Consider the following 13,567-nt stretch of genomic DNA (forward strand, 5'->3'; position numbering starts at 1 on the left):
AAAGAGTGCGCCTGGCGAGATCGTCAGCCGCCAGGCGCAAGGCAGAGACGCTAGGCGCCGCGCAAAAGCTCGATGGCTGATGCGTAGGCGGTTTTGCGCTCTTCGAGGAAGGCAGGGACGTCTGCGAGGGGGATATCCGCCAGCACATAACCGGCCTCGGTCATTTGCTGTTGGAACGCGGGGGTGGCGTTGATTTCGCCAATGATGTCGGACAGGCGCTGCTTGATGTCCTCCGGCGTTCCAGCAGGAACCGCTACGCCACGATAGGCACCGCCAACATGGTCGATGCCCAGCTCCTTAAACGTTGGAACGTCCGGCATTGCTGCAACCCGCTCTTCGGTGGCCACGGCAAGGGTGCGCACCTGATCACCGGCATTGATGCTTTGGGTGGTGTAGCTCATGCCGCCACCAATCTGGCCGCCCAGCACCGCTGCCATGGCAGGCGCCGATCCGCCAAAAGGAACATAGGTGACGCGGCTGTCGGTGAGCTGGCCGAAGATGGTGGCCGCCAGATGGTTGGCCGTGTTGGTGCCTGAACCGCCAAGGGTCAAAGCGCCAGGGTTGGCCGCTGCGAAATCAATCAGATCCTGCAGCGATTGATAAGGGCTGTCAGCCCTCACGATCACGGCGTCCGGCGTGTAGTGGAAGAAGTAGACATTGTTGATCTCATTGATCTGATAGCCAACATCGCGCAAGGCTGGCTGCAGGATGGTGTGCGGTACGATCGTGTTCATGATTGTGTGGCCGTCTGCCTCCAGACCATTAAGCTGCGCCCAGGCCGTTGCCCCGCCTGCGCCGGGACGTGAACTGATGACGACGCTTTGCCCGGTGATCTCCTCCATGAACGGCTGCTGGAACCGCGCGGTAACATCGCTTTCGCCGCCGGGATTGAAGGGAATGACGTAGGTTAGAGGGCGCGATGGAAAAGACTGGGCGCGCAGAAGGCCGGGGGCAGCCAGCGTGACAGCGCTACCAGCCAAGAGGCTTTGCGCAAAGGATCGACGTGTGAGTTTCATGGTTTTCCTCCCGTTGTTTCCTTGCAAGGCTAAGGGCACCGAGGCGGAGAGATTGAGCGGAAATTATTATGTAATTTTTTGATATAAATGGCCGCGGCGCGCGTGTGAGATGACCGGTGAGATGACCGTAACAGGACCCAGCGCCATGATTGACCCTGTTCGCATCCTAAGCGATGCGCCTTACGCCGAGACCTTCTTTGACGGGTTCGACGAAAAGCTCCTGTCGATTGATGGATCGGAGGTTTTTGTCCGTATTGGCGGCAATGGACCGGCGATCCTGCTGTTGCACGGCTACCCGCAAACCTCGGCGATGTGGCACAAAATCGCCCCGGTTTTGGCTGAACGCTACACGGTGGTTTGCGCCGATTTGCGCGGTTATGGACGCTCAGCCAAACCGATCAGCGATGCGCATCACAATGCCTACTCAAAACGCGCTGTGGCGACGGATCTGGTCGGTGCGATGGATGCTCTTGGTCATGAGCGTTTTTTGATCGGCGCCCATGATCGCGGTGCGCGCGTTGCCCACCGTCTTGCTGCCGACCATCCGGACAAGGTTTTGGGCCTTGCAACGCTCGACATTGCGCCAACGCGCGAGATGTATGCTGAGGCGACATCTGCCTTTGCTGCAGCCTATTGGCATTGGTATTGGTTGATCCAACCAAGCCCGATGCCCGAACGGATGATCGGCGCAAATCCTGACTACTACTGGTGCAAAAAATGTTGTTCTGGTTCGGCGGGCGCGCTCCCCTTCGATCGGCAAGCGCTTGATGAATATCTGGCGGCGTTTCGTGATCCGGCAGTGATCCATGCAAGCTGCGAGGATTATCGTGCCGCCTATGGCATCGATATCGCGCATGACGACGCCGACCCTATGCCTCTACCGATGCCCGTTCTGGCACTCTGGGGCGACAAGGGGGCCATCGAAGCGCATTTCAATTGCCTGTCTCTTTGGCGCAAACGGGCCAGTGATGTTCGCGGGCGCAGTCTGCCGGGGGGTCACTATCTAGCTGAAGAGTGTCCTGGGGCGGTGCTTGCCGAGTGGCAGCCCTTTTTCAAACAGATCGTCGAGGCTGGCGCGGAGCAAGCGCCTCAGTTGGAAGCGGCAAAACGTGCTTGAATCCGCTCCGCCTCTTGGCGGGTAAGATCGAGAAACGCACGCAAGGTTTCACCGTCATCGCTTTGACGCCAAGCAACGCCAAATTTTAGGGGCTCAATGGCGCTATCATAGCGCCGGAATGTCGCGCCCTCGACCGGCGTTTGCGTTGTCCATTGCGGAACCAGGCCCGCACCCACGCCATGCGCAACCAGAGCCAGTAGTGTCGATTTTTCCAAGACTTCCAACTCAATGTCCGGTTGGACATTAGCAGCCTCAAAACTTTGCAGCACCATGGCCGACAGCAAGGGACGGGCGTGGCGCGCATAGGTGATCAGCTTGGTGTCTTTTAAATCCTGCGCGGAAAGCGAGCTGCGTTTTGCAAGCGGCGAGGAAGCGGGAAGAGCAACAAAGACATCCTCCTCAAACAGCGTCTCCCAGGCTACGCCTTCAAGCGCGGTGGGCGGGCGAAAGAAGGCCACATCAATCCGGTGGCTGAGCAGTTCCTGAACCTGCTGCTTGGAGGCTGAGACTTCTGTGAGTGGCAAGCGAATGTCCGGAAAACGCTTGCGGAACCGGTCCATCACTGGCGGCAAGAACCAAACCAACGCGGCGTCTATCCCACCCAAGCGCAAGCGATTGAGGCCTTCCGATGCTGCAATGCTCGCCTGCTCCACGCCTGTGTTCAGCCGTTCAATCACAGCGCGGGCTTCATCAAGAAACACCGCGCCTGCCTGGGTCAGGCTGACATGACGGGTCGTGCGGAAGAGCAAAGGGAATCCAAGCTCTTCTTCTAAGCCGCGCACCTGGGACGAGAGGGCCGTCTGAGCCATACCGAGCCGTTCAGCCGCACGGCGAAAATGCAGCTCCTCCGCGACCGCGATGAAGGATTTCAGTTGGCGTAGGTCCATGAAGACAGACTTTGTACTCTGACGAACGGAATATGAAATAGGCTTGTTCAGTCTACCGCCGACGCAGTCACAACTCTTATGACGCTGTGGATGAAGGCCCCGCCAAATGATCGTCAGTCAAAAATCTGCCGAAGCCTCCATTCTCAAAGGAAACTGCTCAATTACCGGCATGTCCAATACAACGCCGTTGGCCGCGCTTGAAATCCCCCCCGCCGCGTTCGTCCATACCGCCACTTCGATCTTGATGGAATGGTCCGCTTAGCGGTAATCTCCAAAAGCGCGCAAACTTGTGGCCCGAGAGCCGCTAGATGCCCGCATTCTGGTTGTCTCAGGAACGTTGAGCTGGGTGCGATCAATAGCTGTCCTTCACAGCTTTCTCGTATGCCGTACAAGCGTCCGATAGGTGCTTAACAGCCAATGCAAGCTCCCTGGGCGGGTAGCTTGTCCCTATCTCGGCGATGCTCTTTGCAACACCGGCATAAAGCGGTCCGAGAGCCTCAAACAAATGGTCCGTTGGATGGATAATCACGCTGCGCCGATCATGCGGATCGCGGACCCGTTTAGCCAGTCCAGCTTTCTCCAATCGATCCAGCAAGGCGGTAACCGAGCCACTGGTTAGGCCAAGTTCGGCACCAATGTACCCCGGCTTGGCAGGTTGCTCAGTGAGGAGATTCAAACAGCGCAGATCATTCTTACTCACCTTCACCTTTGCAGCGGCTTCTGCGTCGAGTTTGTCGATTGCTGAGGAGGTGACCCTCTTGTGGATTGTCAAGCTGACTATGGCGACTAAGTCTTGACCTTAGCGCACAAACCTTATGGCAAAGTCAGTAAGTGACTGAGCATGGGCAGCCATTGCTTTACGCGCGGCGGAGGCATCTCCTGTTTGGATCGCGTACAAAATGGCCAAGTGTTCTCGCGAGTCTGGCCCCAGGCGATCTGCCAACCGCGTTACTTCAAACAGCCTGGTTGTTGTACGCAGCTCGTGCAGGATGCGCATCATGATGGGGTTTCCACAAGCATCTATGAACAGTCTGTGCACCTGTTCATCAGAGGCCCAGTGAGCATGAACGTCATATGGCTCGGTGGTTTCCAAGGCGAGCACAGCCTGGCGTGCCGCCTCAAGCTTGTCTATTGGAACGTGGCCAGCAGCCAAAGCTGCAGCTTCGGCTTCAAGAATTTTGCGAACGTTCATGCTTTGCAGATAGTCCGCCAGATCCACCTGCCTCACGACGTAGGGTTGGTTGGCACGCTTGTGCACCAGGCCTTCGCCTTCCAGTCGTTGCAACGCTTCGCGCAGCGGAGTGCGCGACACGCCAAGCTCGTCGGCAAGTCTTTGCTCAACGATGCTTTGCCCGCCCTTCAGCACGCGATCTTTTATCATATTCGATAATGCCAAATAGGCCCGAGTCGATGCGTTAGGCGCAGGCGCGGAACTCCGCGGAACGGACGCCTTAGCTTGCTCACCCTTTGTGCGTTCTTGTGCGGTGGCGCCCATCATCCTCTTTCATAGTCAGGTCTAAGGCACTGTTTGGCCTTGTTTTTGTCCGGCGAGGGAATCGCTTGATCGGATGCTTTTTCTTACAGAACTTTTTTCTTGTGTTCGAGCTTAATGTGTGATGCATTCTAATTGTATACAATAAGTGTACGTAAAATTGATGGGTCGCGCAAATCGACTGTCGGGTTGATCAGGAGAAGTCAGTGCATTCAGAAACGTCCAGCTTGGCCGGATCATCTTATGGCGAGCGCGATGCACTGATGGATCCACGGCAAGCTGATGCCCTGGTATTTTTGAAGGCTTTGACTGCGGCGCAAAAGATTGGCGAAGTGGAAGTCCAGTCTTTGGTGCGTCGGCATCTGGAGCGGGCTGGCTGTGTTGTTGATGCTGCCGAGTATGATCCTGCCAAGGTGCCCGTGGTTGGTGAGTTTGCGGGCGGGCGGGCGCAGACGCAGGGTGAGCGCACCAATGTCGTTGGTCGCTTGAAAGGTGATCCGGCCTACCGTTCGCTTCTGCTTTTCGCCCATCCCGACAGTGAGCCTTTGGCCGATCTGGAAAGTTGGAAGACTGACCCCTTCGATGGGACAGTCAAGGACGGACGCTTCTACGGCTGGGGTGTGGCCGACGATTTGGCAGGCGTCGCCGCAGCTACACTGGCAATAGAGCGAGCTGCCTCGCAAGGCATCGAGCTTGGCGATGTCATTATGGCCAGTGTGCCGAGCAAGCGTCATGCGCGCGGTGTTGCAGCCGTTCTGCATGATGGATTGACAGCCGACGCATCGCTTTATCTGCACCCGGCTGAATCGGGGGCTGGTCTCAACGAGATCAAAGCCTTTGCATCCGGTCATCTGGAGTTCCGCATAACGGTCGAAGGTAAGTTGCCTGACACAACGGAGCCTGGACACACAGCTTTCGCACATTTGGCCATCAATCCGGTCGACAAAGCCATGCTGGTTATCGCTGCCCTTAAGGCGCTTGACGTTGAGCGTTCCGCACGCGTGCATAATGAAACGCTGGATGCTGCTGTCGGTCGTTCTACCAACCTTATGATTTCGAACCTCAAGTGTGGCGAGGATGGGCGTTTTGGGCGCGTCAACGACATGTGTGTGATTGGCGGCGCGGTGTCCTTTCCTCCCGGCGAGGCGATGGCAGATGTTCAAGCCGAGATTGAGCAATGCATCGCGCTTTGCGCCTCTCAGGACGCATGGCTGCGCGACAATCAGCCCACCCTTGAATGGGTTTCTGGTGTGACCGGTGCAGAGTGTCCACCCGATCACCCTTTCTATCAAGTTGCAGCGCATGCTGTGTTAGCGGTCACTGGTGCTGAACCGCACGTGAATCCCATGCACACCTCCAGCGATATCCGCAATCCTCCCGTGCAGAAAGGCATTCCCACGGTAGGGCTTGGCGGCCTGTGTGGCGACCTTAGCCAAAATGGCCTGACCGACGAGTGGATCGATCTGGATGACTATTTCCGCACCATCGATGTGACGGCTGCCGTCATTCTCGGTTGGTGTGGCTCATCACGTGCTGTGTCTGGGTAATGGCACGTTCTTATCCGCAAACCGGAAAATCCGGGGCAATCATTGAACAGAGGGATACATCAATGAGCACTTTTAATCATCTTCTCAGCGCAACTGTTATCGCTACCGTTTCACTTGGCGCATCTACCACGATGGCTCAAGAATGTCCGGCAGACTTACCCGTTATTGAAGAGGGAAAGCTGACGATGTCCATCAACGCTACCATTCCGCCACGCCAGTTCATCGACAGCGATGGTAATCTGCAAGGTATGCATCCAGATCTTGGCAATGAGATCGCTAGCCGCCTGTGCTTAGAACCCGTCTACATGAATGTCGGCTTTGAGGTGCAGATCCCTGGATTGGCCAATGGCCGTTGGGACATGGTCAACACCGGCATGTACTACACCGAGGAGCGCTCGCAGATCATGCAGATGGTCCCATATGTGGTGAACGCGCTGGCAATTGTTGTTGAATCTGGCAATCCGTTGGGTGTCACCGGCTATGAAGAACTGGCAGGTCAGCCAGTTGCGACAGAAATTGCAGGATTCGCCGATAATCTCATCCGCGAGATTAATGATGCTCAAGTTGCCGACGGCATGGAGAGCATGGACATTCAAGCGTTTAATACATTTGCTGAAGCGTTTGCGGCACTCGGCGCCGGTCAGGTGCGCGCTGTCTTTGGTCCAGATGCAACGGCAACATACTATGCCCAACGTGGTCAGTTCGACGTAGGTGCCAATGCCCTCAACCCGGGTCTTCCAAGCTCATTCGGCTTTGATGCGAGCAATGAGGTGCTAGCCAACGCCGTACGCGATGTACTCGCCGACATGATGGAAGACGGCACATACGACCAGATCATGGAACAGTATGGCGCCACCAAGATGGAAGCTTGGGACCAGTGGACTGGCGATTTTGAAGTGCTGCATGCGCCTGAAGGCTGATTGATCACGGCTGTTCCCCAAATCGCGACGTTCGGCGCGGCAAACATCAAGTTGCGCCGGATCGCTGTCTGATCAACGCACATCATCTGGCCGGAGCACACCATGAACTGGAGCTGGGACTATTTCTTCCAATATCTAACCAATGGCCTGATGATTGAAGGCGCTTGGGCGACGATATGGCTGTCGGTCGTCTCGATGATCCTTGGGCTGGGTCTGGGCGTTTTAGCTGCACTGCTCAAGATGTATGGCAACAAGCCGTTGCAGGCGATTGCCAACTTTTACATTTGGCTATTTCGCGGCACACCAATCCTTATTCAGTTGGTGATCATTTACACTGGCTTGCCGCAACTGGGCATTCGCTTGAACGTGGTTGAGTCAGCCATACTGGGCCTTGCGCTGAACGAAGGCGCCTATCTGGCGGAGATCATTCGTGCCGGCATCATGTCTGTCGACAAGGGGCAGAATGATGCCGGGCGCTCGCTCGGTATGACCTGGTGGGAACGGATGCGTATCGTCATCCTTCCGCAGGCTGTTCGCACAATCATTCCGCCACTGGGCAACCAGTTCAATGGCATGCTGAAAACCACTTCGCTGGTTTCGGTCATTTCCATGGAGGAGCTGATGCGCAATGCACAGATGTTGGCGCAGGTCGAGTTCCGTATCTTGGAAGTCTATCTGGTCGCCGCGCTTTGGTATCTTCTTTTGGTTTCGATCTGGAGCGCGATCCAGGTTCGCATTGAAGCGCACTATGAAAAACCCTTCGGGCCAGCGGCGGCGATTGCCCCGGATGGCGAGAAGGAACTGAAGAAAGCTATCGGCGCTGCGAGTACGGCATGAGCGAACATATGACAGTCAACACCAGCCATGACCAAAGCGCTGACTTGGTGCTCGCCGAGCCGGTAAAAGCTCAAGAGCGCCCAAACAAGACGCTTGGTGATCCGATTGTAATGATTGAGGGTGTTACCAAGTCCTTTCATGGCACCGAGGTGCTTAAGGGCGTGTCCCTAACCGTTCGCCATAGCGAAGTTGTTGTCATTGCTGGCCGGTCTGGTAGCGGCAAGAGCACACTGCTGCGGTGTATCGATCAGTTAGAGACCATCGACGGCGGCAAGATTGTTGCCTGCGGGCATTTGATGGGACTTCGCGAGAAAAATGGCAGGCTTGTGCCTTTGCCTGATCGCTTGGTTGCGCAGCAGCAGCGCGACCTTGGTATGGTATTTCAAAACTTCAATCTGTTTCCGCATATCTCAGTTATCGACAATATTACCGTTGCGCCCATAAAGATCCAAAAAGTGCCGAAAGCGCAGGCCGTTGAAGAGGCCATGGCACTTCTCGAACGTGTCGGCCTGCCGGAGAAGGCCAATGCTTATCCTCGTCAGCTTTCGGGCGGCCAACAGCAGCGCGTTGCAATTGCCAGGGCTTTAGCGATGAAGCCTAAGGTCATGCTGTTTGACGAACCAACGTCTGCGCTGGACCCTGAGATGATCTCCGAAGTGCTCGATGTGATGGTCGATCTGTCCCACCAGGGTATGACGATGATTGTTGTCACCCATGAAATGGGTTTTGCCCGTGCGGCGGCTGATCGCGTCCTTCTCATGCATGAAGGAGCGATCGTTGAAGAAGCGCCTCCGGAAGCATTCTTTACGGCGCCTAAGAGTGAGCACACTAAGGCCTTTCTTTCCAAGATTCTGCAGCACTAGGTGGGCAGAGTTTTGACGTCGTCATTGTCTTCTTATTCCGGCGAGCCGGTGGTGCGCACCGTTTGCGGAGACCGGCCTGCATCAGACTTTTCGTCGGTGTTGGTGCACGAGCATGTGCTTTTTGATATTGCTCTGGTCGGCTCGGATGCTTCCTCTAGCGCGCCAATAGATATGTCCACGCGCTGGCAAATCGACTATCGCTCGACGGAAAACCCGGCCAATGCGCGTCAGCAAGACTGGGATATCGCCACGAACGAGTTGCGCGCCCTTCGAGATGATGGTGGCGATCTGATCGTCGATCAATCGACCCTTGGCCTCAAACGTGACGCCAAGGGTCTGCAGAATGTATCGCGGAGGTCTGGGTGTTCTGTTGTTGCGGCTGCAGGAACATACACGTCGCCCTATCTGGATGCGGTAACGCAATCGCATGATGTTGAAGCGCTCACGGCTCGTTTTATCCATGAAGTCACTGTCGGCCTTGATGGCACGGACATCAAAGCTGGCCTGATAGGCGAAATCGGCTGTTCTTGGCCGCTTGAGCCTGTTGAGAAGCGCGCCCTTCAAGCAGCGGCACGGGCCAGCCTTCATACTGGCGCTGGCATCAGTATCCACCCAGGGCGTAACAGGCGCGCACCTTTTGACATCGTCGCTGTCCTTGAAGCCGAAGGCGCCGATCTCTCACGATGTGCGATCTGCCATATGGACCGGACTTACCCTGAGGGTGACGGTCCACTGGAGCTGGCGCGCACAGGTGTCATGGTTGAATGGGATTTCTTTGGTATTGAAACCTCGCATTACTGGATGGGTGATGTGGAACTACCGACGGATCGCGGCCGCCTTCGTGCAATCCGAGACCTGTTTGACGCTGGGCTAGAAGCAAGCGTTTTGATCAGCCAAGACATCTGCACACGCACACGGCTGCAATGCTTCGGCGGACATGGCTATGGCCACATCCCGCGCAATGTGCAGCCGCTGATGGAGCGGCTTGGCTTTGACGCTGATGAAATCGATCAGCTTGTGCGCATCAACCCAATATCCCTGCTTGCTTTTTCACCGGAGACTCCTGCATGAGCACCACGTTTCGCGGCACCTACACCGTCATGATCACACCTTTCGATGAGGCAGGGCACGTTGATCTGGCATCGCTTGCCCGGTTTACCGAATGGCAGATCGCGCAGGGTATTCACGGGCTCATCCCCTTGGGCTCGACCGGTGAATTTCTGTCACTGACGGATGAAGAGCGCGATAGCGTCGCACGCACTGTCGTGGACGTGGCTGCTGGCCGTGTCCCGGTTCTCATTGGGACAGGTGCTGAATGGACCGATACCGTTGTTCGCGATAGCCGTGCCGCCGAGGCTATGGGGGCGGACGGTGTGATGATCATCCCGCCCTTCTATTCGACCCCAACAGAGGATGAGCTTTTCCGGCACTATGAAAGGGTCGGAGACGCCATTTCTGTGCCCATTATGATCTACAACAATCCAGCGACCGCCAACATCGACATGACGCCACCTATCGTCGCGCGCCTCAGCCAGATCGACAATGTCAGCTACATCAAAGAGAGCACATTGGAGGTGACCCGCATCCGCGACATTCTGGAACTTTGCGGGGACAGAATGACTGTGTTTGGGGGTATCTTGGGCTTTGAATCTTTCGTGGAAGGTGCCGAAGGTTGGGTGGCAGTGGGCTCGAACATCATGCCGTATGAGTTTGCGCGTCTGTTTGCTTTAACCGCCGATGAAAAAGACTATGACGCGGCTCGTGCCCTGTACAAAGATATCTTGCCGATCATTCGTATGGTTGGTGGGCATCATTATGTGTCGGCCACAAAGGCAGCGCTGCGCATCATTGGGCAGGGGGTAGGCGACCCGCGCGCGCCGCGCTTGCCAGTAGATGCCATCCATCACGCGGAGATTTTGGACACGCTGGCCAAGCTTGCGCTTGCCGTCCCCGAACCGACACGCCAATCGGCATGAAGGCCGACGTACCAGCGCCGAACCATTTTGAGTTTGAAGGCGAACAGGTTGAGATAAATCCCGGCGATACGCTTGCCAGTGCTCTTGGACGCGCAGGGTGTGTGGTGCAACGTATCACGCGCACCGATGAACCACGTGGTGTCTTCTGCGGTATCGGTCTTTGCCATGATTGCCTCGTCAATGTGGACGGCAGGCAGGCGCAACGAGCTTGTATGACATCGGCCAAAGGCGTTCGGCAGGTGTACCGTCATCGAGAAGCTGCGATGTCGGAGGGTTCAAAAGGTTCGTTGGAGCGGCTGGCCCCACAACCAAAAGATGCCGTCATGGCTGAGCAAGGGGTAGACCTTGTTATCATCGGCGCAGGGCCAGCTGGTCTTGCTGCAGCTCTGCACGCTGCAAAGAGTGAGAGTAGTCTTTCCATCCTGCTTATCGATGAGCGCGCTTATGGGGGAGGGCAATATTTCAAGCCGGACCTACGTTCTTCTGTGCGCAGCAAGGACCAACAACATCGTGCTGGCGATGCGTTGCGCGCGCAACTTGCGCAAACCCATGTGACTCATCTAACCGGTCACACGGTTTGGTACGCCCAGCAGGAAAAGGGCGGCATTGCTCTCGGTGTCTTGAGCGATCATGGCGCTCAGCTTATCCGGCCCAAAGCGCTGATCTTGGCCACCGGCGCCTATGAGCAACCACCTATGGTGCCCGGTTGGACGCTGCCTGGTGTGATGACCGTCGGTGCCGCCCAGTCGATGGTGCGCAGCTATGGGATGGTTCCCGGCAAGCGCGTCGTGATTGCGGGCAATGGGCCTCTTGGTTTGCAATTGGCCTGTGAGATGATTTCAGCTGGCACGCCGCCGCTGGCGATTGTCGAGCGGGCAAATCCCAGCCGCTTTGCCAACATTGCATCACTGGCAAGCGTGGCCTGGAATGCGCCTGATCTTGCTCTTAAAGGCATGCAGATGCACGCCATGGTGAAGCGTGCCGGTGTTGAGATCCTTGAAGGCTGGCAGCTGTTGGGTTGTACAGGCAATGGCCGAGTTGAGGCTGCAACCTTTCAGCCAATCAACGGAACTGGAGCCGAGCGAAGGCTTGCCCTGGATACGCTGTGCGTTGGTGAGGGATTTCTGCCGCAAGCTGAACTGGCGCGTTCCCTGGGCTGCGCTTGCGACCAAGATGGTGGTAGCGGTTTCCTTGTGCCGCGTCGCGATGACCAGTGCTCTACATCGGAGCCAGACATTTGGATCGCTGGTGATGGAGGTGGCATGGGTGGAGCTCGGGCTGCGCTGGCAGAGGGAGAAATCGCTGCATCACAGGCTTTGCTTTGGTTGGGAACGGAATCGGCTTCGACCAAAAAAGCTAAGGCAAAGCTTGCTCGCTCTAAGCGTTTTCAACGCGCACTCTGGTCGATCTACGCCGCACCGCCGCGAGATCCAGCCAGCGATGAGACAGTGATCTGTCGCTGCGAGAGCGTGTCATTTGGACAGGTGCGCAAAGCGATCGCTGAAGGTGCATCAGACCTCGGTGCTCTCAAACGCCAGACCCGGCTCGGCATGGGGCGTTGCCAGGGACGCTATTGTAGTGGTCCGGCTGCCCGTCTGCTTGGCCAGCCTCAACTGTTTGCACCACAGGCCCCGGCGAGGCCGGTCCCTATTGCGGCTTTGGCACTAGAAAAACCCGAATGGGGCGGCCATCGCCAGAGCGAGTTGCCGCGATCTCGTCTACCCGAGCGTGACCATGATGATCTCATTGATCTGCCGACAAAGGCTGATCTGGTGATCATCGGTGCGGGCATTATGGGCGTTGCCGCAGCTCTCCATGCCAGCGCCGCCGGATTGGACACGGTTGTTATCGATCGCAGTTCTATCAATGGGGAGTCCTCGGGCGGCAATGCAGGCAGCCTGCACATGCAGCTTCTCTCCTTTGACTATGGCGAGAAAACCGGCGGGCGAAGTGAAGCGCTGCTACAAACCCTACCCCTACAGCGCGATGCCATAGCGCTCTGGCAAGAGCATGAACGCGCTCTGGAAACCTCATTTGAGATTGCTCTCACCGGCGGTTTGATGCTCGCCGAAGAGGGAGGACATATCGAGTTTTTGAAGCAGAAAGTCGACGCCGAACGGCGCAGCGGAATTGAAGTTGAACTGATTGACCGCGACGCAATCCGTGCCATCGCCCCCGCTGTTTCAGACAGAATGATTGCTGGTGCTTGGTGTCCGGGAGAGGGGAAAATCAATCCTTTGATTGCGACGCCTGCGCTGGCGCGTACCGCCAAAGACAACGGCGCGCGTTTCGTTGAAGGCGTTCATGTGAGCGCGCTGAGCCATGATCGACGTGTCTACGCAGTTGAAACGAGTGCCGGGTCGATTGTCTCCAAACACCTCATTCTTGCCGCTGGGGGTTGGACTGGCGCATTGGGAGCGATGCTCGGCCTGGACCTTCCGGTTCATGGTGCCCCGTTGCAGATGATCGTGACTGAAATCGCACCGCAACTCGCACCCTGTCTGCTAGCGCATGCCGACAGGCACCTAACCATGAAACAGGCTTCAGTCGGCAATATCATTATTGGGGGTGCTTGGTCTGCGAGCACGGACAATAACACCGGACGTTCGCGTATCCTTCGCCAAAGCATTGAGGGCAATCTTTGGGTCGCCGAAAGGGTGCTTCCCGAGCTTGCAGGCCTTCATATGTTGCGATCCTGGGCTGCTATGAATGTCGATATCGATGGCGCCCCAATGGTTGGCCCTCTGCCCGGGTTTCCTGGTGCTGTGGTTGTTGCTGGAGCCAATGGATACACGCTTGGGCCACTGCTCGGGCAAGTCGCGGCGCAATCCATCATCAACGGATCGTTGCCACCTGCCTATCAACGCTTTTCTCCCGAACGCTTTGCCTAACGCAACGATCTTCATATGCGC

Annotated in this window: 12 protein-coding genes; 8 read left to right on the forward strand and 4 right to left on the reverse strand. The window is 56.7% G+C overall.

The features are described 5' to 3' along the window. Positions 1-50: 50 nt before the first annotated feature. Positions 51-1,016: a tripartite tricarboxylate transporter substrate binding protein gene (locus ABWH92_RS06655; protein ID WP_375573268.1), complete on the reverse strand. Its 966-nt coding sequence runs from the start codon at positions 1,014-1,016 to the stop codon at positions 51-53. Between the two features lie 145 nt (positions 1,017-1,161). On the opposite strand from ABWH92_RS06655, the gene ABWH92_RS06660 reads away from it, so the two are divergent. Beyond that, positions 1,162-2,133: an alpha/beta fold hydrolase gene (locus ABWH92_RS06660; protein WP_375573270.1), complete on the forward strand. Its 972-nt coding sequence runs from the start codon at positions 1,162-1,164 to the stop codon at positions 2,131-2,133. Here the strand turns inward: ABWH92_RS06660 and ABWH92_RS06665 are convergent. The 3 genes from ABWH92_RS06665 to ABWH92_RS06675 all read right to left on the reverse strand — a co-directional run bounded on the left by ABWH92_RS06665 (position 2,106) and on the right by ABWH92_RS06675 (position 4,518). Beyond that, positions 2,106-3,020, reverse strand: a complete 915-nt coding sequence (locus ABWH92_RS06665; protein WP_375573272.1) for a LysR family transcriptional regulator — start codon at positions 3,018-3,020, stop codon at positions 2,106-2,108. The two genes, ABWH92_RS06660 and ABWH92_RS06665, sit on opposite strands and share 28 nt — an antisense overlap. Positions 3,021-3,372: 352 nt before the next feature. Further along, a complete protein-coding gene (locus tag ABWH92_RS06670) occupies positions 3,373-3,726 on the reverse strand; it encodes a MarR family winged helix-turn-helix transcriptional regulator (RefSeq protein ID WP_375573274.1) in 354 nt (117 codons plus the stop codon). A 93-nt stretch (positions 3,727-3,819) separates the two neighbouring features. Then, positions 3,820-4,518, reverse strand: a complete 699-nt coding sequence (locus ABWH92_RS06675) for a GntR family transcriptional regulator (protein ID WP_375573276.1) — start codon at positions 4,516-4,518, stop codon at positions 3,820-3,822. Between the two features lie 200 nt (positions 4,519-4,718). On the opposite strand from ABWH92_RS06675, the gene ABWH92_RS06680 reads away from it, so the two are divergent. From ABWH92_RS06680 to ABWH92_RS06710, 7 genes are all read left to right on the forward strand, one after another. Continuing rightward, positions 4,719-6,059, forward strand: a complete 1,341-nt coding sequence (locus ABWH92_RS06680; RefSeq protein ID WP_375573278.1) for a M20/M25/M40 family metallo-hydrolase — start codon at positions 4,719-4,721, stop codon at positions 6,057-6,059. Positions 6,060-6,121: 62 nt separating this feature from the next. Beyond that, entirely contained in the window at positions 6,122-6,979 is an 858-nt protein-coding gene (locus ABWH92_RS06685; protein WP_375573280.1) for an ABC transporter substrate-binding protein, read from the forward strand. A gap of 102 nt (positions 6,980-7,081) precedes the next feature. Beyond that, positions 7,082-7,816 (forward strand): amino acid ABC transporter permease, encoded by a 735-nt coding sequence (locus ABWH92_RS06690; protein ID WP_375573282.1) that lies wholly within the window; start codon positions 7,082-7,084, stop codon positions 7,814-7,816. Between the two features lie 110 nt (positions 7,817-7,926). Further along, positions 7,927-8,679 (forward strand): amino acid ABC transporter ATP-binding protein, encoded by a 753-nt coding sequence (locus ABWH92_RS06695; protein WP_375574205.1) that lies wholly within the window; start codon positions 7,927-7,929, stop codon positions 8,677-8,679. Positions 8,680-8,703: 24 nt separating this feature from the next. After that, positions 8,704-9,750: a phosphotriesterase gene (locus tag ABWH92_RS06700; protein WP_375573283.1), complete on the forward strand. Its 1,047-nt coding sequence runs from the start codon at positions 8,704-8,706 to the stop codon at positions 9,748-9,750. Beyond that, entirely contained in the window at positions 9,747-10,655 is a 909-nt protein-coding gene (locus tag ABWH92_RS06705; protein ID WP_375573285.1) for a dihydrodipicolinate synthase family protein, read from the forward strand. The genes ABWH92_RS06700 and ABWH92_RS06705 overlap by 4 nt, the downstream gene beginning before the upstream one ends. Next, positions 10,652-13,546 (forward strand): FAD-dependent oxidoreductase, encoded by a 2,895-nt coding sequence (locus tag ABWH92_RS06710; protein WP_375573287.1) that lies wholly within the window; start codon positions 10,652-10,654, stop codon positions 13,544-13,546. Before ABWH92_RS06705 ends, ABWH92_RS06710 begins: the two co-directional genes overlap by 4 nt. Positions 13,547-13,567: the final 21 nt, after the last annotated feature.

The organism is Ahrensia marina (assembly GCF_042140245.1).
Lineage (GTDB): Bacteria > Pseudomonadota > Alphaproteobacteria > Rhizobiales > MH13 > MH13.

Bases quoted from the DNA above. Each gene is read 5' to 3' on its own strand.
- ABWH92_RS06655 (WP_375573268.1), bottom strand. From the start codon at position 1,016: ATGAAACTCACACGTCGATCCTTTGCGCAAAGCCTCTTGGCTGGTAGC.
- ABWH92_RS06660 (WP_375573270.1), top strand. From the start codon at position 1,162: ATGATTGACCCTGTTCGCATCCTAAGCGATGCGCCTTACGCCGAGACC.
- ABWH92_RS06665 (WP_375573272.1), bottom strand. From the start codon at position 3,020: ATGGACCTACGCCAACTGAAATCCTTCATCGCGGTCGCGGAGGAGCTG.
- ABWH92_RS06675 (WP_375573276.1), bottom strand. From the start codon at position 4,518: ATGATGGGCGCCACCGCACAAGAACGCACAAAGGGTGAGCAAGCTAAG.
- ABWH92_RS06685 (WP_375573280.1), top strand. From the start codon at position 6,122: ATGAGCACTTTTAATCATCTTCTCAGCGCAACTGTTATCGCTACCGTT.
- ABWH92_RS06690 (WP_375573282.1), top strand. From the start codon at position 7,082: ATGAACTGGAGCTGGGACTATTTCTTCCAATATCTAACCAATGGCCTG.
- ABWH92_RS06695 (WP_375574205.1), top strand. From the start codon at position 7,927: ATGATTGAGGGTGTTACCAAGTCCTTTCATGGCACCGAGGTGCTTAAG.
- ABWH92_RS06705 (WP_375573285.1), top strand. From the start codon at position 9,747: ATGAGCACCACGTTTCGCGGCACCTACACCGTCATGATCACACCTTTC.
- ABWH92_RS06710 (WP_375573287.1), top strand. From the start codon at position 10,652: ATGAAGGCCGACGTACCAGCGCCGAACCATTTTGAGTTTGAAGGCGAA.